The sequence below is a fragment of the Streptomyces sp. NPDC048392 genome (genome assembly GCF_043200575.1).
GTDB lineage: Bacteria > Actinomycetota > Actinomycetes > Streptomycetales > Streptomycetaceae > Streptomyces.
In genome coordinates this window covers 204,231-225,328 of sequence record NZ_JBICYB010000009.1, presented here as the reverse complement: position 1 = coordinate 225,328, position 21,098 = coordinate 204,231, and the positions used below count along the sequence as shown (strand labels likewise).

18 protein-coding genes are annotated in these 21,098 nt (G+C 73.9%); 16 read left to right on the top strand and 2 right to left on the bottom strand.

Features of this window, described 5'->3' with window-relative positions:
* Positions 1–408 precede the first annotated feature (408 nt).
* From ACGFYH_RS16005 to ACGFYH_RS15970, 8 genes are all read left to right on the top strand, one after another.
* Positions 409–1,365: a ScbA/BarX family gamma-butyrolactone biosynthesis protein gene (locus tag ACGFYH_RS16005; protein ID WP_393803727.1), complete on the top strand. Its 957-nt coding sequence runs from the start codon at positions 409–411 to the stop codon at positions 1,363–1,365.
* A 28-nt stretch (positions 1,366–1,393) separates the two neighbouring features.
* Positions 1,394–2,326 (top strand): NAD-dependent epimerase/dehydratase family protein, encoded by a 933-nt coding sequence (locus tag ACGFYH_RS16000; RefSeq protein WP_393803726.1) that lies wholly within the window; start codon positions 1,394–1,396, stop codon positions 2,324–2,326.
* 327 nt (positions 2,327–2,653) lie between these two features.
* Entirely contained in the window at positions 2,654–4,183 is a 1,530-nt protein-coding gene (locus ACGFYH_RS15995) for a DUF2252 domain-containing protein (RefSeq protein WP_393803725.1), read from the top strand.
* Positions 4,184–4,250: 67 nt separating this feature from the next.
* Positions 4,251–5,066, top strand: coding sequence for a hypothetical protein (locus ACGFYH_RS15990; protein ID WP_393803724.1), 816 nt, complete (start codon positions 4,251–4,253; stop codon positions 5,064–5,066).
* Between the two features lie 31 nt (positions 5,067–5,097).
* Positions 5,098–5,445, top strand: coding sequence for a rhodanese-like domain-containing protein (locus ACGFYH_RS15985; protein WP_393803723.1), 348 nt, complete (start codon positions 5,098–5,100; stop codon positions 5,443–5,445).
* Between the two features lie 686 nt (positions 5,446–6,131).
* Entirely contained in the window at positions 6,132–6,854 is a 723-nt protein-coding gene (locus ACGFYH_RS15980; protein WP_393803722.1) for a DUF5819 family protein, read from the top strand.
* On the top strand, positions 6,851–8,131 hold the full coding sequence (locus ACGFYH_RS15975; protein ID WP_393803721.1) for an HTTM domain-containing protein: 1,281 nt from the start codon (positions 6,851–6,853) through the stop codon (positions 8,129–8,131). Before ACGFYH_RS15980 ends, ACGFYH_RS15975 begins: the two co-directional genes overlap by 4 nt.
* Positions 8,128–8,925, top strand: a complete 798-nt coding sequence (locus ACGFYH_RS15970; RefSeq protein ID WP_393803720.1) for a TrmH family RNA methyltransferase — start codon at positions 8,128–8,130, stop codon at positions 8,923–8,925. The genes ACGFYH_RS15975 and ACGFYH_RS15970 overlap by 4 nt, the downstream gene beginning before the upstream one ends.
* 45 nt (positions 8,926–8,970) lie before the next feature.
* Here the strand turns inward: ACGFYH_RS15970 and paaN are convergent, their stop codons facing one another.
* A complete protein-coding gene (gene paaN / locus ACGFYH_RS15965) occupies positions 8,971–10,662 on the bottom strand; it encodes a phenylacetic acid degradation protein PaaN (protein ID WP_393803719.1) in 1,692 nt (563 codons plus the stop codon).
* A 224-nt stretch (positions 10,663–10,886) separates the two neighbouring features.
* Here paaN and ACGFYH_RS15960 point away from each other — a divergent pair, with 224 nt between their 5' ends.
* Together ACGFYH_RS15960 and ACGFYH_RS15955 are read left to right on the top strand one after the other, a co-directional pair.
* A complete protein-coding gene (locus ACGFYH_RS15960) occupies positions 10,887–12,404 on the top strand; it encodes a 3-hydroxyacyl-CoA dehydrogenase (protein ID WP_393803718.1) in 1,518 nt (505 codons plus the stop codon).
* Positions 12,401–13,003, top strand: coding sequence for a TetR/AcrR family transcriptional regulator (locus ACGFYH_RS15955; RefSeq protein ID WP_393803717.1), 603 nt, complete (start codon positions 12,401–12,403; stop codon positions 13,001–13,003). Before ACGFYH_RS15960 ends, ACGFYH_RS15955 begins: the two co-directional genes overlap by 4 nt.
* A gap of 76 nt (positions 13,004–13,079) precedes the next feature.
* On the opposite strand, the gene ACGFYH_RS15950 is transcribed toward ACGFYH_RS15955, so the two are convergent.
* Positions 13,080–13,580, bottom strand: a complete 501-nt coding sequence (locus tag ACGFYH_RS15950; protein ID WP_393803754.1) for an Lrp/AsnC family transcriptional regulator — start codon at positions 13,578–13,580, stop codon at positions 13,080–13,082.
* 189 nt (positions 13,581–13,769) lie between these two features.
* On the opposite strand from ACGFYH_RS15950, the gene pdhA reads away from it, so the two are divergent.
* From pdhA to ACGFYH_RS15920, 6 genes are all read left to right on the top strand, one after another.
* Positions 13,770–14,921 carry a pyruvate dehydrogenase (acetyl-transferring) E1 component subunit alpha gene (gene pdhA, locus ACGFYH_RS15945; protein WP_393803716.1) on the top strand — a complete coding sequence of 384 codons (1,152 nt, stop codon included), beginning with the start codon at positions 13,770–13,772 and terminating at the stop codon, positions 14,919–14,921.
* Positions 14,918–15,922 (top strand): alpha-ketoacid dehydrogenase subunit beta, encoded by a 1,005-nt coding sequence (locus ACGFYH_RS15940; RefSeq protein WP_393803715.1) that lies wholly within the window; start codon positions 14,918–14,920, stop codon positions 15,920–15,922. Before pdhA ends, ACGFYH_RS15940 begins: the two co-directional genes overlap by 4 nt.
* Positions 15,922–17,307, top strand: coding sequence for a dihydrolipoamide acetyltransferase family protein (locus ACGFYH_RS15935; RefSeq protein ID WP_393803714.1), 1,386 nt, complete (start codon positions 15,922–15,924; stop codon positions 17,305–17,307). The genes ACGFYH_RS15940 and ACGFYH_RS15935 overlap by 1 nt, the downstream gene beginning before the upstream one ends.
* A gap of 102 nt (positions 17,308–17,409) precedes the next feature.
* Positions 17,410–18,540, top strand: coding sequence for an NTP transferase domain-containing protein (locus ACGFYH_RS15930; protein ID WP_393803713.1), 1,131 nt, complete (start codon positions 17,410–17,412; stop codon positions 18,538–18,540).
* Positions 18,540–19,913, top strand: coding sequence for a molybdopterin molybdotransferase MoeA (locus tag ACGFYH_RS15925; protein ID WP_393803712.1), 1,374 nt, complete (start codon positions 18,540–18,542; stop codon positions 19,911–19,913). Before ACGFYH_RS15930 ends, ACGFYH_RS15925 begins: the two co-directional genes overlap by 1 nt.
* The gene (locus tag ACGFYH_RS15920) at positions 19,910–21,007 is read left to right on the top strand and encodes a potassium channel family protein (RefSeq protein WP_393803711.1); all 1,098 of its coding nucleotides are present in this window, start codon (positions 19,910–19,912) and stop codon (positions 21,005–21,007) included. Before ACGFYH_RS15925 ends, ACGFYH_RS15920 begins: the two co-directional genes overlap by 4 nt.
* Positions 21,008–21,098: the final 91 nt, after the last annotated feature.

The following is a 21,098-nucleotide window of genomic DNA, read 5'->3' as shown; positions in this document are numbered from 1 at the left end:
CCAAACAGACTTGTCTGATTGTCAAAGGTTCCTCACGGTCCGTGATCCAGCTCCTGGATGTCCGGCCACACCGCCGTGAGCTGGTCTTTGTTCCCGGACATCGGGAGTCGTGCCGCCTTCGTGGCCGTGCGCGCCCAGGAAAAGGCTTGGCCAAAGATGTGTGTGCTCGCTCCGTAACATGCAGCGCTGCCTGTTTGATCGACCAGAGGGATGCGACCGGATGCGGGCGGACGTCGGCGACGCACGTACAGCACTTGACGCACATATGACCGAGGGAAGCGTCCAGCCCCTTGTAAAACCGGACCGACCTGTCTGTATCTTAAGCCCTGCAGATCGTCGGCCACGGGGGGGAACAGCCGACGTACGGCCGTGCTGCCCCCTGTTCTGAACCTGATGGGAGCCCTGCACATGCCGTTCCTCACTTCGAAGGCACCCGGCTTCAAGGCGCAGTCCCGGGAGCTGACCACCACGGTTCCGCGTGAGTACGTCCACCGCGCGGCCGTCTCCGAGGTCCTGCTCACCGGCTGGGAGCACGAAGGTCCCGCCGACGACGGCGACCGCGGCGGCTTCGTGGTCCGGGCCCAGTGGCCGCGCTGCCACTCCCTGTTCGCCTCCGACCACGGCTACCAGGACCCGATGCTGCTGGTCGAGTCCGTGCGCCAGACCGGGTCCCTGCTGGCGCACGCCGAGTTCGACGTGCCGTTCGGCTACCAGTTCCTCATGTCCGACCTCAGTGTGACCGCCGACCCCGAGCTGTTCAGAGCCGACGCGGTCCCCACCGACATCGAGATGCGGACCCGGTGCCGGGACGTCGTGCGCCGCGGCCGCAGCCTGCGCGAGATGCGCTACGACGTCACCGTCCGGCGCGGGAGCGGGGCCTGGGCGACCGCCTCGGCGGCCTTCCGGTGCATGAGCCCCGACGTGTACAGACGGCTGCGCGGAGAACGCCCCACGGTCTGCGACCGCACCCCTCCACCGGCGCTCGACCCCGCCGCCGTACGCCACGGCAGCCCCCGGCACGTCCTGCTGGGCGAACCGGCGCCGGCGACGCCGGGCCGCTGGGAGCTGCGGGTCGACACGGCACACCCGACCTACTTCGACCACCCGACCGACCACATCCCCGGCATGGTCCTGCTGGAGGCCGCCCGGCAGGCCGCCCACGCCGTGACCGGGCTCCCCCGCGCCCTGCTCTCGGGTGTGCGGGCCGACTTCGCGCGCTACGCCGAGTTCGACGCCCCGTGCTGGATCACGGCAGCCGTCGAGGAGCGCGGCACAGGGGGCGACCTGCTGGTGCGGGTGCGCGGCAGCCAGGAGGACGAGACCGTCTTCACCGCCGACCTCGTCCTGCGTCCCCGCGTCAGCTGACCCGGCCCGTCCCCAGGGAGCGTGCTCTGTGCTCACCGTACTGATCACCGGAGGGTCCGGGTTCGTGGGAGGACACGTCGTCCGCGAGGCGGAACGGCGGCGAGCCGACATCAGGCTGCTGTCGCACCGTCGTCCCGTCCCCCGCTCGGAGTCGCACTGTGTGCGGGGCGACCTGGCCGAGCCCCGGACCCTGCGCGGGGTGTGCGACGGCGTCGACGTGCTGATTCACTGCGCGGCGCAGATAGGAGGTACGAGCGCGGCCAACCAGGCCGTCAACGCGGGCGGCACCGCGGCGCTGGTCGCGGAGGCCCGGCGCGCCGGGGTCCGGCGCATCGTGCAGCTCAGCACCGCCTCGGTCTACGGCCGCGGTACCTACCGCGGCCAACGGCCCGAGGAGCTCGTCCGGAATCCGGGTTCCTGCACCTCCCGCACCCGCGCCGCCGCCGAGGACGCCGTGCTCTCGGCCGGCGGGGTGGTCCTGCGTCCCCACCTGGTGTACGGGGAGGGCGACGTCTGGGTCGGGCCCGGTCTGGCCCGGGTGCTGCGCGAGCTGCCGGGCACGGTGGCGGGCTGGTCCGCGCGGATGTCGATGATCGCCGTCACGGACCTCGCCCGGGCGCTGGTGGGCGCCGCGTTCGCGCCCGACCCGGCGCTGTCCGCGTCCGTCTACCATGCGGCGCATCCGGAGCCGGTCACCGCGCACGGCGCCCTGCGCGCGGTCGCCGCCTGCGCCGGGATTCCCTGGCCGCGGCGGGATCTCACGGTACGGCGGGCACGGGGACTGCTGGCCGGGAACGACGTCCTGTCGGGCATCGTCGACCTGCTGACGACCGATCACCTCTTCGAGTCCGGCACCCTATGGTCGGACCTGCGGGAGGCCCCGGGCCATCCCTTCGCCACCGGTTTCCGGCGCGCCGTGCCCTGGTACCGCTCGACGCTGCCGCCCGCCGGACGTTCGTGACCGGCGCCCCCGGCGGTCCCGTGACCGGCGGGGGCCCGGAACCACGAAGCGCCTGCCCGGACCCCGCGCTTCGGGGGCCGTGGTGCCTGGTGCTCCGCCCTCTGCCCGCCGTTGTGCGGGCGGCGGGCGGGCCCGTGCAGGGGCGGTCCGGCCGGGGGTACGGTCGTGGCGCGCCGGCGCCCGGAGCAGTGATCAACGCGGCAGTGGCCGGCGTGGCGGTGACGTGACCGGCGCGGCGTGGACAGGGGTGCCGCGAGGCACGGTACGGCGTGCGGACAGGCGCGCGGGTACGGGTACGGGTACGGACGAGTACGGGAGGCGGCCGGGATGACCGGAGCGACGGCGGGGGCGGGCACGGAGAGGACGACCGGGGTGGTGCCGACGGTCCGTGGGGGCGTGCGTGCGTCCTCGGAGGGCGCGGAGGGCGCGGAGGGCGCGGAGGGCGCGGAAGGCGCGGAGGGCGCGGCCGGGGGCGGGCGGATGCCGGTCGTTCCTGGGTTCGCGTCGTGGCCCGCCGGCGGCTCGCCCAAGGCGGAGGGCAAGGCGCTGCGCAGGCGCGTTCCGCGGTCCGCGCACGCCGCACTCGACCTCGGCGCCGCCCGGCCGGACGCGGTGAGCGCCGTCGAGCAGTCCAACCGCGGCCGGATACCGGGGCTCGCCCCGATCCGGGCCGGGCGGATGGCGGCCACGCCGTTCGCCTTTCTGCGCGGGTCGGCCGGCCTGATGGCGTACGACCTGGCGCGCACGCCGGTGACCGGGATCGGCGCCCAACTCTGCGGTGACGCGCACGCCGCCAACTTCGGCCTCTACGGCGACGCCCGCGGCGGTCTGGTCATCGACCTGAACGACTTCGACGAGACCGTCCACGGCCCCTGGGAGTGGGACCTCAAGAGGCTCGCCGCCTCGCTCGTCCTCGCGGGCCGGGAGGCGGGCGCCGACGAGGACACCTGCCGCGAGGCCGCGCACGACGCGGCGGGGGCCTACCGGCGCACCATGCGGCTGCTGGCGAAGCTCCCCGTGCTGGACGCCTGGAACGCCATCGCGGACGAGGAACTGGTCTCCCACGCCGACGCCCACGACCTGCTCGGCACCCTTGAGCGGGTGTCCGGGAAGGCGCGGGCCAACACCAGCGGGCGCTTCGCGGCGAAGTCCACCGAGCCCACCGAGGACGGCGGGCGGCGGTTCGTGGCCGCGGAGCCCGTGCTGCGCCGGGTGGCGGACGCCGAGGCGGCGGCGGTCTCGGGCGCCCTGGAGGCGTACCTGGGCACGCTCTCCGAGGACCGGCTGCCACTGCTGGCCCGGTACGCGGTGCACGACGTGGCCTTCCGGGTGGTCGGCACGGGCAGCGTGGGCACCCGGTCGTACGTCGTGCTGCTCCTGGACCACCGGGGCGAGCCGCTCGTGCTCCAGGTCAAGGAGGCCCGGCCCTCCGCGCTGCTGCCCCACCTGGCGACCGCCGGATTCGACGCCCCCGAGGCCGCGCACGAGGGCCGCCGGGTCGTCATGGGGCAGAAGCGGATGCAGGTGGTCAGCGACATCCTGCTGGGCTGGACGTCGGTCGGCGGACGGCCCTTCCAGGTGCGGCAGTTCCGCAACCGCAAGGGCAGCGTCGACGCCACCGCCCTGGCCGCCGACCAGCTGGACGATTACGGCCGCATGACCGGCGCCCTGCTGGCCCGGGCGCACGCGCACAGCGCCGACCCGCGGACCGTCGCGGGCTACTGCGGGAAGAACGACGAACTGGACGAGGCGGTGGCCGCCTTCGCCGTCGCCTACGCCGACCGCACGGAAGCGGACCACGCGGAGCTGGTGGGCGCCGTGCGCACGGGGCGGGTCGCGGCCGAACTCGGGGTATGAGGGGAGTGCGGGCCGTGCCGGTGACCGTCTGCGGCACGGTCCGCCGGACAGGCCCTAGGCTGGTCGGGTGACGACGCCGGAAGCTGAGCCCGAGCAGGGGGGTGCGCCGCGTCCCGAGGAACGGCTGGAACAGGCCGTACGGGCCGCCGAGCAGGCACTCATCGAGTACGAGATCGCGTTGGAGACCTTCCGCGTGGAGGTCGAGAACTTCTCGCGGCTGCACGAACAACGGCTCGGCCCGGTGTACGCCCGGCTGGAAGAGCTCGAGGCGCAGATCCTGGAGGCCAGGGCGGCCCGCACGGGCGAGGCCGAGGACCTGCGGCGGGCCGACGAGGCGCGGGCCCGGCTGATGCCGATCCCCGGGGTCGAGGAGCTGCTGAACGGCTGGATGGACGGGGACGGCCTGTTCCCGGAGGCCACGGCCATGCTCACGGACCAGGCGGTACGGCCCCCGCAGCGGGTCCGGCCGAGCGAGGAGGCCCGCAAGCTCTACCGCGAGCTGGCCCGCAAGGCCCACCCCGACCTGGCGCAGGAGGAGGACGAGCGGGTCCGGCGTGAGGAGTTCATCACCCGCGTCAACGCCGCCTACGCCCGCGGTGACGAGGCGGAACTGCGCGAGCTGGCCGAGGAGTGGGCCGCCGGGCCGGTGCCGGAGCGGCGTCCGAGCCGCGGCGAGGAGCTGTACGTCCGGCTCGAATGGCTCGACCGGCGCAAGGAGATGCTCACCCTGCTCGCCAAGGAGCTGGAGGAGAGCGCGATCGGCGCCATGCTCCGGCTGGCCCCGGACGACCCCGACCGGCTGCTGGAGGAGATCGCCGAGCAGCTGGCGGCCCAGGTGCGCGAGCGGGAGGCGGAGCTGGCGGGGGTGCTCGGGCAGGACTGAGCCGGGTGGCGGCTCGGGTAGCGTCTGGGGCATGAGTTTCGGAGCTGGTGTACCCACGGTCGGGGTCGAGGACCTCAAGGACGGCGACTTCCTGCTGGATGTCCGCGAGGACGACGAGTGGCAGGCGGGTCATGCCGCCGGGGCGCTGCACATTCCCCTCAGCGAGTTCGTGGCCCGCTACGGCGAGCTGACCGAGGCCGCGCCGCAGGACGGCCGTGTCCACGTGCTCTGCCGCGTCGGCGGGCGCTCGGCCCAGGTCACGATGTACCTGGTCCAGCAGGGCGTCGACGCCGTGAACGTCGACGGCGGCATGCAGGAGTGGGCCGCGGCCGGGCGTCCCGTGGTGGACGAGAAGGGCGAGCCGGGACACGTTCTCTAGGCTGTCCCCCCGATGTGGTGACGGCCACGGTGCGGCCGGTCCGCCGGGGGCTGTGCGGGCGGCCGGTCCTGAGTACCGTTCCCGTTCGAACGCTGCCGAGCAGCCGCGCGGGTGGCGCGTGAGCGCCCGTGGCGGGGCGGGCGGATGGACGGATCGGGACCGAACGGGGCGGAATGGACGCGTACGACAAGGGCTTGGACGCCCGGCGGGGGCCGGACGGACCGGACGGGCCGGACAGGCCGGACGGCGAAGCGGACCCGGGGGAAACGGCCGGATCGGCGGGGACCGCGCAGCCGGCCACGGCATCGGAGGCGGCGGTTGGGTCGTCCGGAGCGGTCGGGTCGTCTGGGGCGGTGGGGTCGTCTGGGGCGGTCGGATCGTCCCGAGCGGTTGGGTCGTCTGGGGCGGTCGGGTCGTCCGGAGCGGTTGGGTCGTCTGGGGCGGTGGGGTCGTCTGGGGCGGTCGGATCGTCCCGAGCGGTTGGGTCGTCTGGGGCGGTCGGATCGTCCGGAGCGGTTGGGTCGTCTGGGGCGGTCGGATCGTCCGGAGCGGTTGGGTCGTCTGGGGCGGTTGGGTCGTCGGGAGCGGTCGGGGCGTCCGAGTGCGCTGTGGCCGCTGCTTCGGGGGCCACCGGGGCCACCGGGGAAACTGGGGCCACCGGGGCCTCCGGTGCCGTACATCTCGCCGTGCCCCCCGAGCCCGAGCCCCGTATCGGTGTCGCCGCGCCCCCCGAGCGCGAGCCCCGTATCGGTGTCGCCGCGCTCTCCCCGCGCTACCAGGTCGGTGCCGTGGTCGCCCTCGCGGTGGTCGCGATCGCCGTCTGCGCCCACATAGGCCTGGTGTTCCTGCACGTGGCCCCGTCCAACACCCTCACCAAGCAGCACGGCTCCGCGGTGGACGAGTGGGTCTTCCCGGAGTTCGAACAGAACTGGAAGCTCTTCGCGCCCAACCCGCTCCAGCAGAACATCTCCGTCCAGGTCCGCGCGGAGGTGAGCACGGCGGACGGCTCCATACGGACGACCGGCTGGTACGACCTGTCCGCCGAGGACGGCCGGGCCATCGACGGCAATCCGCTGCCGAGCCACACCCAGCAGAACGAACTGCGCCGGGCCTGGGACTTCTTCGTCGCCACCCATGACTCCGACGACCGCCCGGTGGGTCTGAGGGGCACCCTCTCCGAGACGTATCTGCGGCGCATCGCGGTCCTGCGTCTGGACCGCGACGACGCCGCCGGACCCGGCGGTGTCGTCGAGCGTGTCCAGTACCGTTCCCGGACCACCAACGTGGAGCCGCCCCCGTGGAGCGGTGAGCAGGTCTCCGACCGGCCGACCCTTCGCGAGCTGCCCTGGTGGCCCGTGTCCGCGGGCGGCGAGGACGAGAAGGCCGGGAAGGAAGGGAGCGCCGCGTGAACGGCATCGCCCTCTCGGTCTCCCGCGGGATCGTCCGCGTCACCGGTACCGCGCTCGGCCCGTATCAGACCGCCGTGGTCCGCATCGGCTTCAGCGCCACCTGGCTGCTCTTCCTGCTGCGTGAACTGCCCCACCGGAACGAGCTGTACGGCCCGGACGGGCCCTGGGGCCACGACCTCGCCGAGCAGCTGATCGCGGACAACGGCGCCTTCACGGCGCTGATGTGGTCGGACGGGCGGACCTGGTTCGAGATCGTCTACGCGCTGGCCGTCCTGGGCAGCGTGCTGCTCCTGCTGGGCTGGCGCACCCGGACCGTGTCCGTGCTGTTCATGGTCGGCGTGCTCTCGCTGCAGAACCGCAGCGTCTTCATGGGGGACGGCGGCGACAACGTCCTGCACCTGATGAGCATCTACCTGGTCCTCACACGGTGCGGCCGGGTGTGGTCGCTGGACGCGCGGCGCGCCCGGCGCACGGCGGCGGCACGCGCGCGTGGTGAGCGTGTCGTGGACCGGGTCGGTCCGGTGCTGTGGTGCGCGTCCGGGTTCGCGCTGCTCACGGTGACGCTGGCGGGCGGTCTCGGCGGCGACCGGTTCGTTCCGGCGCTGCTGTGGGCGGTGTGGGTCTCGCTCGGCCTGTGGTGGGCCGTCGGGCGGGGCGCGGAGGGCGGTCAGCCGCGGATCCTGCTGGACGTGGTCACCAACATCGTGCACAACGGCGCGCTGGTCGTGATCATGGCCGAGGCCTGTCTGATCTACGCGACCGCCGGCTGGTACAAGATCCAGGGTTCGCGCTGGCAGGACGGCACGGCCGTCTACTACCCGCTGCACCTGGACTACTTCTCGCCCTGGCCCGCGCTCTCCGACGCGCTGGCAGGCAACGGCACGATGGTCATGCTGATCACCTACGGGACGGTCGCCGTGCAGGTCGCCTTCCCGTTCACGCTGTTCAACCGGCGGGTCAAGAACGTACTGCTGGCCGTGATGATGACCGAGCACGCGGTGATCGCCGTGACGCTCGGGCTGCCGTTCTTCTCGCTGGCGATGATCGCCGCCGACGCGGTCTTCCTGCCGACCTCGTTCCTTGGCCGGCTGGGCGGCTGGGCGGCACGCGTGCGCGGCCGGCCGTCCGGCCGGTGGCCGACGGTGGCGCCGGCCGGGTCCGGGGAGGGACGTGCGACGGTGGTGCCGGGGCCCCGGGCGCGGAAGGGCGACGGGACCCGGGCGGGCGCGGCGGGCGAGAGGGACACCGAGCACCCGCCCGTAGGCTTCCGGGCATGACCGATCCCGGCCCCGAACCCGGCCCCGCCGCCACTCCGCCGGCCGCCTGGCACCGGCACGCCGGCCGGTGCGTGCTGCTGGACGGCTTCCACGCCCTCAAGCACGCGCTGCGCTTCGGCGCCGAGGTGCCGGTGGCCGTCACCGGTGACCGGGAGGGCGCCCTGGCTCTCGCCGACGAGCTGGCGCCCGACGTGCGCGAGACGCTGGCGGGTCTGCTGACCGAGGTGTCGCACGAGGCGTACGCGTCGCTCGTCGCGCGGCCGCACCCCACCGCGGTGGCCGCCCTGGCCGTACGGCCACGCCGGGCGGCCGGTCTCGAGGCGCTGGCGCGCATGCCCCGCAGCGCCCCCGTCGTCGTCCTCGACCAGCCGCGCAACCTCGGCAACGCCGGGGCGGTGATCCGGCTGGCCGCCGGCTTCGGGGCGACCGGCGTGGTCACCACCGGCACGCTCGACCCCTGGCACCCCACGGTGGTGCGCGGCGGGGCGGGGCTGCACTTCGCGACCGTGGTGGAGCGGCTGGAGGTCGCCCAGCTGCCGCCGGGGCCGGTGTTCGCGCTGGATCCGGAGGGCGAGGACATCCGCGGGGCGAAGCTGCCGGACGACGCGCTGCTCGCGTTCGGATCCGAGCGCAGCGGACTGTCGCGGGAGCTGCGCGCGCGGGCCGACCACTTGGTGGCCCTGCCGATGCGGCCCCAGGTCTCCAGCTACAACCTCGCGACCAGTGTGGCCATGACGCTGTACCACTGGAGCGCCACCGGGGGCGCACCGCACGTGCCCCTGGGCGGGCCCTAGCTAGATCCTGTCGTCGCGGGGCAGACGGGACTTCGACGACAGGACCTAGGCGGGCCGACGCACCTCGACCACCCGGAAGCGGTTCGCGACGAACGCGCCGTCGCACAGGGCCGCGTTGGCCGCGGGGTTGCCGCCCGAGCCGTGGAAGTCGGAGAAGGCGGCCGTCTGGTTGACGTACACCCCGCCGGTGAGGTTGAGGGAGAGCTGGGCCGCCTCTTCCAGACAGACCTCCCGCACGGCCTCCTCGACCTCCGCGTCGGTCGTGTGGGCGCCCACCGTCATCGCGCCCTTCTCGCGGATGCTGTGGCGCAGCAGCTCCACCGCGTGGGCGGCGGAGTCGACGGCGACGGCGAAGGAGACGGGGCCGAAGCACTCGCTGGTGTAGGCGGCCTCGTCCCCGGGCTTGGCGCCGTCCAGCTTGACGATCACCGGGGTCCGCACGACCGCGTCCGGGAAGTCCGGGTTGGTCACCTCGCGGGAGGCGAGGGCGACCTCGCCGAGCCCGGCGGCGGCCTCCAGGCGGGCCTTGACGTCCGGGTTGACGATCGCTCCGAGCAGGGCGACCGCACGTGCGTCGTCCCCGAGGAGGCCGTCGACGGCACGGGCCAGGTCGGCGGTCACCTCGTCGTAGGTCCTGTCGCCCTGGTCGGTGCGGATGCCGTCGCGGGGGATCAGCAGGTTCTGCGGGGTGGTGCACATCTGGCCGCTGTACAGGGACAGGGAGAAGGCCAGGTTGGCGAGCATGCCCTGGTAGTCGTCGGTCGACTCCACGATCACCGAGTTGACGCCGGCCTTCTCGGTGAAGACCTGGGCCTGGCGGGCGTTGGCCTCCAGCCAGTCGCCGAACGAGGTGGAGCCGGTGTAGTCGATGATCCGGATCTCGGGGCGGGTCGCCAGGGTCTTGGCGATGCCCTCGCCGGGGCGCTCGGCGGCCAGCGCGACCAGGTTCGCGTCGAAGCCGGCCTCGGCGAGGACTTCGCGGGCGACCCGGACGGTCAGCGCGAGCGGCAGCACCGCGCGCGGGTGGGGCTTGACCAGGACGGCGTTGCCGGTGGCGAGGGAGGCGAAGAGACCCGGGTAGCCGTTCCACGTCGGGAAGGTGTTGCAGCCGATGACCAGGCCGATGCCCCTGGGGACCGGGGTGAACCGCTTGGTGAGCGCGAGCGGGTCGCGCTTGCCCTGCGGCTTGGTCCACTCCGCCGTGTCGGGGGTGCGGGACTGCTCCACGTACGCGTAGGCCACGGCCTCCATGCCGCGGTCCTGGGCGTGCGGGCCGCCGGCCTGGAAGGCCATCATGAAGGCCTGGCCGGAGGTGTGCATGACCGCCTGCGCGAACTCCATCGTCCGGTCGGCGATCCGCCCGAGGATCTCCAGGCAGACCATCGCGCGCAGCTCCGCGCCCGCGTCCCGCCACGCCTTCTGGCCCCTCTTCATGGCGGGCAGCAGCGCGTCGAGGTCCGCGTGCGGGTATTCCACGCCCAGCTCGACGCCGTACGGGGAGACCTCGCCGCCCACCCAGGCGTCGGTGCCGGGCTGGCCGAGGTCGAGACGGGTGCCGAGCAGGGCGTCGAAGGCGGCCTTGCCCGCCGCCATGTCCAGGCTGCCGTTCTCCCCGTAGGCCTTGGGGTGCTCGGGGTGGGGGGACCAGTACGCGCGCGTGCGGATCGTCTCCAGCGCCAGGTCCAGGGTCGGCCGGTGCTGGGCGATCAGCTGGTGTGCGGTGAGTTCGGCGGCCATGGGGACCAACTCCTCGTCTCCCACGGACTCGCCGTCGACTCCGCGTCGAATCCGTGGACCTGGGGGAAACCTGGGCAGAAAGATACGAAAGTGGGGCGCGAAGCGCCTCGTTCCGGATGTGGTGGGCGACGGATGGGCGGACACGGCTAGAGTAACCGAACGATCGGTCGGTACAAGGGGGACCGTCGCATCTGTGGAAAACCCCGTGCGGGAGGATCGCGCACATGACAGCACTCGACCTCAGCAGCCCCGTGGCCGTCGTCGGCACCGGCACCATGGGCCAGGGCATCGCCCAGGTGGCGCTGGTCGCGGGCCACCCCGTACGGCTGTACGACGCCGTCGCCGGACGGGCCCGGGAAGCGGCCGACGCGATCGGTGCCCGGCTCGACCGGCTCGTCGAGAAGGAACGCCTCACCGGCGCCGAACGGGACGCCGCCCGCGCCCGGCTCACGCCCGCCGAGAGCCTCGCCGGCCTGGCCGGCTGCGCGGTCGTCGTCGAGGCGGTCGTGGAGCGGCTGGACGTCAAGCGGGAGCTGTTCCGCGCCCTGGAGGACGTCGTCGGCGACGACTGCCTCCTCGCCACCAACACCTCCTCCCTGTCCGTCACCGCTGTCGGCGGCGCGCTGCGCGACCCCGGCCGCCTCGTCGGCCTGCACTTCTTCAACCCCGCGCCGCTGCTGCCGCTGGTGGAGGTGGTCTCCGGGTTCGCCACCGACGCCGCGTCGGCCACGCGCGCGTCCGGGATAGCCCGCGCCTGGGGCAAGACCCCGGTCGCCTGCGCCGACACGCCCGGCTTCATCGTCAACCGCGTCGCCCGGCCCTTCTACGCCGAGGCCTTCGCGGTCTTCGAGGACCAGGGTGCCGACCCGGCCACCATCGACGCCGTGCTGCGCGAGTCGGGCGGCTTCAAGATGGGCGCCTTCGAGCTGACCGACCTCATCGGGCAGGACGTCAACGAGTCCGTCACGCACTCCGTGTGGCAGGCGTTCTTCCAGGACGCGCGCTTCACGCCGTCCCTGGCCCAGCGCCGCCTGGTCGAGTCCGGCCGGCTCGGCCGCAAGAGCGGACAGGGCTGGTACGACTACCGGCCGGGCGCCGTGCGGCCCGAGCCGCAGACCGCCGAGCCGGCCGAGGCGCCCGCGTACGTCGTGGCCGAGGGGGACCTGGGCCCGGCGGGTGAACTGCTCGCGCTGATCCGCGAGGCGGGCATCGAGGTCCGCGCGGAGGGCCGCTCCGACGAGGCGAGGCTCGTCCTGCCGGGCGGCGGAACGCTGTGCCTCGCCGACGGGCGGACGTCCGCGCCGTTCCGGAACGTCGTCCGGTTCGACCTCGCCCTGGACTACCGCAGGGCCACCCGTGTCGCCCTGGCCGCGTCGGAGGGCGTCTCCCCGGGGGTTCTCGCCGAGGCCACCGGTCTGTTCCAGGCACTCGGCAAGAAGGTGAGTGTGATCGGTGACGTCCCCGGCATGATCGTGGCCCGGACGGTCGCGCGGATGATCGATCTGGCCTTCGACGCCGTCGCCAAGGGCGTGGCCACGCGGGAGGACATCGACACGGCGATGCGCCTGGGCGTGAACTACCCTCTCGGGCCCTTCGAATGGAGCCGTCGGCTCGGTGGCGCCTGGGCCCGCTCCCTGCTCGCCGCAGTGGACGAGGGGGACCCGTCCGGGCGCTACGCTCCGTCCCTCGCGCTCCACCGCCACGCCTGTGCTTCCGAGGGCTGGGAGGACTTCCCCTCATGACCACCCCCAAGCGCGACACGTACACGCCCGAGACGCTGCTGTCCGTCGCCGTGCAGGTCTTCATCGAGCGCGGCTACGACGGCACCTCCATGGAGCACCTGTCCAAGGCGGCGGGAATCTCCAAGTCCTCCATCTACCACCACGTCACCGGCAAGGAGGAGCTGCTGCGCCGGGCCGTGAGCCGGGCCCTGGACGAGCTGTTCGGGATCCTCGACGAGGAGCACGCGCGCGTGGGGTCCGCCGCCGAGCGGCTGGAGTACGTCGTGCGGCGCATGGTCGAGGTGCTCATGGCCGAACTGCCCTACGTGACCCTGCTGCTGCGGGTGCGCGGCAACACCGGCACCGAGCGGTGGGCGCTGGAGCGGCGGCGCGAGTTCGACCACCGGGTCGCCGCCCTGCTCAAGGACGCGGCGGCCGAGGGGGACGTGCGCGCGGACGTGGAGGTGCGGCTCGCGACGCGCCTGGTCTTCGGCATGATCAACTCGATCGTCGAGTGGTACCGCCCGGACGGTCCCGACGGCCGGGGCGGCACGGGCGAGCGCGAGGTGGCCGAGGCGGTGGCGCGGCTGGTGTTCGGCGGGCTGCGCAAGGCGTCCTGAGCCGCTCGCGGCGGGCACGGGCACGGGCGCGGGCGCGTACGGGGACGGCCGCGGGCCGGGCGGCCGGCCCCGCCGGTCAGCTCTGGGGTTCGAGGTCCTCCGTCTCGAAGACCAGCAGGGTGCGGGTGCTGAGCACCTCCGGGATGGCCTGGAGGCGGCTGAGCACCAGCTCGCGCAGGGCCCGGTTGTCCGGGGTGTGGACCAGCAGCAGGACATCGAAGTCGCCGCCCACCAGGGCGATGTGCGAGGCCCCGGGCAGCTGCCGCAGCTGGGCGCGGACCGTGCGCCAGGAGTTCTGGACGATCTTCAGGGTGATGTACGCCGAGGTGCCGTGTCCGGCGCGTTCATGGTCGACGCGGGCGCCGAAACCGCGGATGACGCCGTCCTCGACGAGCCGGTTGATGCGCGCGTAGGCGTTCGCGCGCGAGACGTGCACCCGCTCCGCGACCGACCTTATGGAGGCGCGGCCGTCCGCCTGGAGCATGCGCAGGATGTCCTGATCGATGGCGTCCAGCGGGCGCGGGGACGGCGGGGCGCCGGCCTCGTCCGTGCCGCCCGGCTCGGGGCGATCGGCCATTTGTTCAGATGCCACGTGCCCCCGCCTTCCCCTCATGGACGTACTGCGTCCATCTCAGGCTGTGGAGAACCGTTTGTCCACAGCCTGGGGCCGCCTGTAGCCAAAATGTGCCGACGACCGAACAATCGGTAGGTGAGGCCCGTCACACCCGTGGCGAGCCCGAAGCCGCTCCCACGAGGAGGTGCCGTCATGACGGTCATGGAGCAGCGGGGCGCGTACCGGCCCACACCGCCGCCCGCCTGGCAGCCCCGTACCGACCCCGCGCCGCTGCTGCCCGACGCGGAGCCGTACCGCGTCCTCGGCACGAAGGCCGCGGACCGCGCCGACGCCGAGCTGCTGCGCACGCTGTACGACCGGCTGGTGCGCGGCCGCCGCTACAACGCGCAGGCCACGGCACTGACCAAGCAGGGCCGGCTGGCCGTCTACCCGTCCAGCACCGGCCAGGAGGCGTGCGAGATCGCCGCCGCGCTGGCCATCGAGGAGCGGGACTGGCTCTTCCCCAGCTACCGCGACACCCTCGCCGTCGTCTCGCGCGGCGTCGACCCCGTCGAGGCCCTCACCCTGCTGCGGGGCGACTGGCACACCGGTTACGACCCCTACGAGCACCGGGTCGCCCCGCTGTCCACGCCGCTCGCCACCCAGCTGCCGCACGCGGTCGGTCTCGCCCACGCCGCCCGCCTCAAGGGCGACGACGTGGTCGCGCTGGCCATGGTCGGCGACGGCGGCACCAGCGAGGGCGACTTCCACGAGGCGCTGAACTTCGCCGCCGTCTGGCAGGCCCCGGTCGTCTTCCTCGTCCAGAACAACGGCTTCGCGATCTCCGTCCCGCTCGCCAAGCAGACCGCCGCCCCGTCGCTGGCCCACAAGGCCGTCGGCTACGGGATGCCCGGCCGCCTGGTCGACGGCAACGACGCCGCCGCGGTGCACGAGGTCCTGTCCGACGCCGTGCGGCACGCGCGCGCGGGCGGCGGTCCCACGCTGGTGGAGGCGGTGACGTACCGCGTCGACGCGCACACCAACGCCGACGACGCGACCCGCTACCGCGGCGACGCCGAGGTGGAGGCCTGGCGCCGGCACGACCCGGTCGAGCTGCTGGAGCGGGAGCTGACCGAGCGCGGCCTGCTCGACGAGAACGGCATCCGCGCCGCCCGCGAGGACGCCGAGACCATGGCCGCCGACCTGCGCGCACGCATGAACGAGGACCCGGAGTCGGACCCCCTGGAGCTGTTCGCCCACGTCTACGCCGAGCCCACGCCGCAACTGCGCGAGCAGCGGGACCGGCTGCGCGCGGAGCTGGCGGCCGAGGCCGAGTCCGCACCACAGGAAGGCGGACACCGATGACCACCGTCGCCGTCAAGCCGGCCACCATGGCGCAGGCCCTCACCCGCGCGCTGCGCGACGCCATGGCCGCCGACCCGGGCGTGCACGTCCTCGGCGAGGACGTGGGCACTCTCGGCGGCGTCTTCCGGGTCACCGACGGGCTCGCGAGGGAGTTCGGCGAGGACCGGTGCACGGACACCCCGCTCGCCGAGGCCGGCATCCTCGGCACGGCCGTGGGCATGGCGATGTACGGGCTGCGGCCGGTCGTCGAGATGCAGTTCGACGCCTTCGCGTACCCGGCGTTCGAGCAGGTCGTCAGCCATGTCACCAAGATGCGCAACCGCACGCGCGGCAAGATGCCCCTGCCCCTGACCATCCGTATTCCCTACGGCGGCGGCATCGGCGGCGTCGAGCACCACAGCGACTCGTCCGAGGCGTACTACATGGCGACTCCGGGGCTCCATGTCGTCACGCCCGCGACGGTCGCCGACGCCTACGGGCTGCTGCGCGCGTCCATCGCCTCCGACGACCCGGTGGTCTTCCTCGAACCCAAGCGGCTGTACTGGTCGAAGGACACCTGGAACCCGGAGGAGCCGGCACCCGTTGACCCGGTGGGCCGCGCGGTGGTGCGGCGCTCCGGCCGGAGCGCCACGCTCATCACGTACGGGCCGTCGCTGGCCGTCTGCATGGAGGCGGCCGAGGCGGCCCGGGCCGAGGGCTGGGACCTCGAAGTCGTCGATCTGCGCTCCCTGGTGCCGTTCGACGACGAGACGGTGTGCGCTTCGGTACGGCGGACGGGACGCGCGGTCGTCGTCCACGAGTCGGGCTCCTTCGGGGGCCCGGGCGGGGAGATCGCCGCCAGGGTCACGGAGCGCTGCTTCCACCACCTGGAGGCGCCGGTGCTGCGCGTGGCCGGGTTCGACATCCCGTACCCGCCGCCGATGCTGGAGCGTCACCACCTGCCCGGTGTGGACCGGATTCTGGACGCCGTGGGGCGCCTGCAGTGGGAGGCCGAAAGCTGATGGCACACGCTTTGGACGGGCACAGCCTGGAGTTCAAGCTCCCCGACCTCGGTGAGGGGCTCACCGAGGCGGAGATCGTGCGCTGGCTGGTCGAGGTCGGTGACGTGGTCGCCGTCGACCAGCCGGTCGTCGAGGTCGAGACGGCCAAGGCGATGGTCGAGGTGCCCTGCCCCTACGGCGGTGTGGTCACCGCCCGCTTCGGCGAGGAGGGCACGGAGCTGCCAGTCGGGGCGCCGCTGGTGACCGTGGCGGTGGGTGAGGCGGAGGCAGCCGCCGAGGACCCGGCACGGGACCCGGGCGGCGGTGGCGCCGACATGCCCGCCGCGGACGTGAAGGCGGAGGGTTCCGGCAACGTCCTGGTCGGTTACGGCACCTCCGAGGCACCGGCGCGGCGACGCAGGGTGCGGCCCGGCCGGCAGGAGGCCGTCGGCGCGTCCGGGCCGGTGGACGGCCGGGTCCGCGCCGCAGGGCCGGTGGACGGCCCGGTCCCCGTCATCTCCCCGCTGGTGCGCAGGCTGGCCCGGCAGAACGACCTGGACCTGCGCGAGCTGACCGGCTCCGGCCCGGACGGGCTGATTCTGCGGGCGGACGTGGAGTACGCGCTGCGTGCCGCCGCCGCGCGGGGCGGCCGTACGGCGGACCAGGAGGCCGGGGCCGGCCGGGTACCGGCGGCCGCGTCCCCCGCCGCACGCTCCGACGGCATCCGCACGCCCCTCAAGGGCGTCCGGGGCGCCGTCGCCGACAAGCTCTCCCGCAGCCGGCGCGAGATCCCGGACGCGACCTGCTGGGTGGACGCCGACGCGACCGAGCTGATGCGGGCGCGCACCGCGATGAACGCCTCCGGCGGGCCCAGGATCTCCCTGGTCGCCCTGCTGGCCCGGATCTGCACGGCCGCCCTGGCCCGCTTCCCGGACCTGAACTCGACGGTCGACACGGAGGCCCGGGAGATCGTCCGGCTCGAACAGGTCCACCTCGGCTTCGCCGCCCAGACGGACCGGGGCCTGGTCGTGCCGGTCGTCCGGGACGCGCACACGCGCGACGCCGAGTCGCTCACCGCCGAGTTCGCCCGGCTGACCGAGGCGGGCCGCGCCGGGCGGCTCACCCCGGGCGAGCTGACCGGCGGCACCTTCACGCTGAACAACTACGGCGTGTTCGGCGTCGACGGCTCCACGCCGATCATCAACCACCCCGAGGCGGCCATGCTCGGCGTCGGCCGCGTCGTTCCCAAGCCGTGGGTGCACGAGGGCGAGCTGGCGGTGCGTCAGGTCGTGCAGCTGTCGCTCACCTTCGACCACCGGGTGTGCGACGGCGGTACGGCGGGCGGTTTCCTGCGGTACGTGGCGGACTGCGTGGAGCAGCCGGCGGTGCTGTTGAGGACCCTGTGACAGGCGTGACGGCGCGCACGGGGTGACGGTCTGTCCGCGTCCGCCAGGATCGCGCGGGTCCCCCGCGTTCCCTGTGATCGGGCAGGGCCCCATACTCGGGGGGTGACCGCGTACGAGCCCCTCGGCGACCCAGGCGCCGGCACCGATCCCGCGCCGGGTTCCGACGCCGGGCCGGACCGGGGGCCCGCGCCGGGTTCCGACGCCGCCGGGTACGACGCCGTCGTACTCGCCGGGGGCGCCGCCCGGCGGCTCGGGGGCGCGGACAAACCCGGGTTGCGGGTGGGCGGGCGCGCGCTCCTCGACCGGGTGCTCGCCGCCTGCGCCGGAGCGCGGACCACCGTCGTCGTCGCCGGTCCCCGGCCCACCGCGCGCCCGGTGACCTGGGCGCGCGAGGACCCGCCCGGAGGTGGACCGCTCGCCGCCCTCGCCGCCGGACTGCGGCACACCACGGCGGAGCACGTCGTGGTGCTCTCCGCCGACCTCCCGTTCCTGGCCGGACCGGCCGTCCGGCGGCTGCTGTCGGCTCTGGCCGCGGGCGACGCCGACGGGGTGCTGCTCACCGACGCCGACGGCCGCGACCAGCCCCTCGTCGCCGCCTACCGCGCGCCCGCCCTGCGCCGCGAACTGGCCGCGCTCGCCGAGGACCGGGGAGCGCGGGCGGACCAGGAGGAGCGGACAGGCGGCAGGAAACAGACAGGCGGCAGGGAGCAGTCAGGCCGCGGAGAGCAGTCAGGCCGCGGAGAGCGGGCCGGGCACGGCAGGCGGGGAGAACAGGGCGGGCGGGGAGACCGTGCGGGCCTCGCCGGGCTGCCGCTGCGCCGTCTGACCCGAGCCCTCCGTCTCACTCGCGTCCCCGACGCCGTCGCCTCCTTCGACTGCGACACCTGGGACGACATCGCCACCGCAAGGGCACGCATCAGGGAGCATGGTCACGTGTTGGATGAATGGATTTCCGCAGCCAAGGACGAGTTGGGCATCGATCTGGACGTCGACACCGGCGTTCTGCTCGATCTCGCGCGCGACGCCGCCCACGGGGTGGCCAGGCCGGCGGCCCCGCTGACCACCTTCCTCGTGGGCTACGCGGCCGGGCGGGCCGGGGGAGGTCCCGAGGCCGTCGCCGAGACCGCCCGCAAGGCGACGGCCCTCGCCCTGCGCTGGGCGCAGGAGGCAGCCGACGCCGACCGCGCGAAGGGCGGGCCCGGCGCCACCCCCGACACCCGCCCGGACGCGTGATGACCTCCCCCGGCACCCGGGCCGACGAGGATGCGGAAGACCTCGACGTCGAGGAGGCACTCGCCCTAGTGCAGGAGAACCCCGGCCCTCCCCACGGCAGGACCGGCCACGGTGCGACGCCCGCCCCCGCACCGCACGACGGCCGCCACGGCGCCCCGCACCAGCGTGCGACTCCCTGGCCCGAGGCCCGGACGGCCGCCGAGCGTGCGGCCCGCGCCGCTGCCCGTGCCGTGTGCCGCACGCCCGTCTCCGTGCCCCTCGACGCGGCCCTCGGCCTCACCCTGGCCGCGCCCCTGGCCGCCCTCACCGACCTGCCCTCCTTCGACACCTCCGCGATGGACGGCTGGGTGGTCGCCGGCCCGGGCCCCTGGGCGGTGCGCGACGAGGGCGTCCTGGCCGGGCACGCGGAACCGGCGTCCCTCACCGACGGCGAGGCCGTCCGTATCGCCACCGGCGCCCGCGTCCCGCTCGACGCCACCGCCGTACTGCGCACCGAGCACGGCCGCACCGACGAACACAGCCGCCTGCACCCCGCCCGCGAGGTCGTCCACGGCCAGGACATCCGCCCCCGCGGACAGGAGTGCCGCCGCGGCGACCAGCTGCTGTCCGTGGGCACCCTCGCGACCCCGGCCGTACTGGGACTCGCGGCGGCCGCCGGATACGACACCCTGACGGCGGTCCCCCGCCCCCGCGTCGACGTCCTCGTCCTCGGCGACGAACTGCTCACCGCGGGCCTCCCGCACGACGGCCTCATCCGGGACGCGCTCGGCCCGATGCTGCCGCCCTGGCTGAGGGCCCTGGGCGCCGAGGTCCGCGCCGTCCGCAGGATCGGCGACGACGCCGAGGCCCTGCACCGCGCCGTCACGGCCTCCGACGCCGACCTGATCGTCACGACCGGCGGCACCGCCGCGGGCCCCGTCGACCACGTCCATCCGACCCTGCGCCGGATCGGCGCCGAGCTCCTGGTGGACGGCGTCGAGGTCCGCCCCGGTCACCCCATGCTGCTGGCCCGCCTCAAGGACGACCAGCACCTCGTCGGGCTGCCCGGCAACCCGCTCGCCGCCGTCTCCGGACTGCTCACCCTCGCCGAGCCGCTGCTGCGCACCCTCGCCGCCCGCCCGGCGCCCGAGCCGTACACGGTGCCGCTGCGGGACGCGGTGCACGGGCACCCGCACGACACCCGGCTCGTCCCCGTCGTGCTGCGCGACGAGGGCGCCGTGCCGCTCCACTACAACGGTCCGGCGATGCTGCGCGGTATCGCGGCCGCCGACGCCCTGGCCGTCGTACCCCCGGGCGGTGCGCGGTCCGGACAGGAGGCCGAGCTGCTCGACCTGCCTTGGACGACCGGCGGAATCGGAGTGTGTTTCACGTGAAACTTCCGGGCCAGGACGCGATCGCCCGCCAGGCGGACGAGCACCTCGTGACCCACAAGGTGAAACTCCCCAGGAGACTGGTGGAGCACCCGATCCGTCAGGTCGCCAAACGGCTGTCCCTGGCCCTGGTGGTGCTCCTGGCAACCGCCTTCGTCGTCTACTCCGACCACGACGGCTACACCGACAACTCCGACGGCTCCGTCGACCTGCTCGACGCCTTCTACTACGCCACCGTCACCCTCTCCACCACCGGCTACGGCGACATCACCCCCGTCAGTGACGCCGCCCGGCTGACCAACATCTTCGTCATCACGCCCCTGCGCGTGCTGTTCCTGATCATCCTGGTCGGCACCACGCTGGAAGCCCTCACCGAGCGCACTCGGGAGGAGTGGCGCCTGAACCGCTGGAGGTCCGCCTTGCGCGATCACACCGTCGTCGTCGGCTTCGGTACCAAGGGGCGGTCGGCGATCCAGACCGTCTGCGCGACCGGGCTGCGCAAGGAGCAGGTGGTCGTGGTCGACCCCAGCGTCCAGGCGATCGAGGCCGCGACCGCCCACGGCTACGCGGGCGTGATCGGTGATGCCACCCGCAGTGACGTGCTGAACCGCGCGGAGCTGTTCCGGGCCAAGCAGATCATCATCGCCACCCAGCGCGACGACACGGCCGTGCTCGTGACACTGACGGCCCGGCAGCTCAACCGCGGCGCGAAGATCGTGGTCGCGGTACGCGAGGAGGAGAACGCGCCGCTGCTGAAGCAGTCCGGCGCCGACGCCGTGATCACCAGCGCCAGCGCCGCGGGCCGGCTGCTCGGGCTCTCGGTACTCAGCCCCGCCGCCGGCATGGTCATGGAGGACCTCATCAGCCAGGGCAGCGGACTCGACCTCGTCGAGCGGCCGGTCATAAAGGCCGAGGTGGGCAAGAACCCGCGGGAGACGGACGACCTGGTGGTGAGCGTGCTGCGCGGGCACCGGGTCCTGGGCTACGACGATCCGTCCGTGGGCGGGCTGGAGTTGGCGGACCGTCTGATCACGATCGTGCGGGCGACGCCGGCCACCCATGTGGCGCCCGACGCCCGTCCGCTCCCGCGCGACTGACGCCGCGAGCCCCGGGGTGGCTGCCTGGCGTCGTTCTCGCGGTTCCTGCCCGGCTGCGCTGCCCGGCTTCGCTACTTGCGGTTGTAGAGCC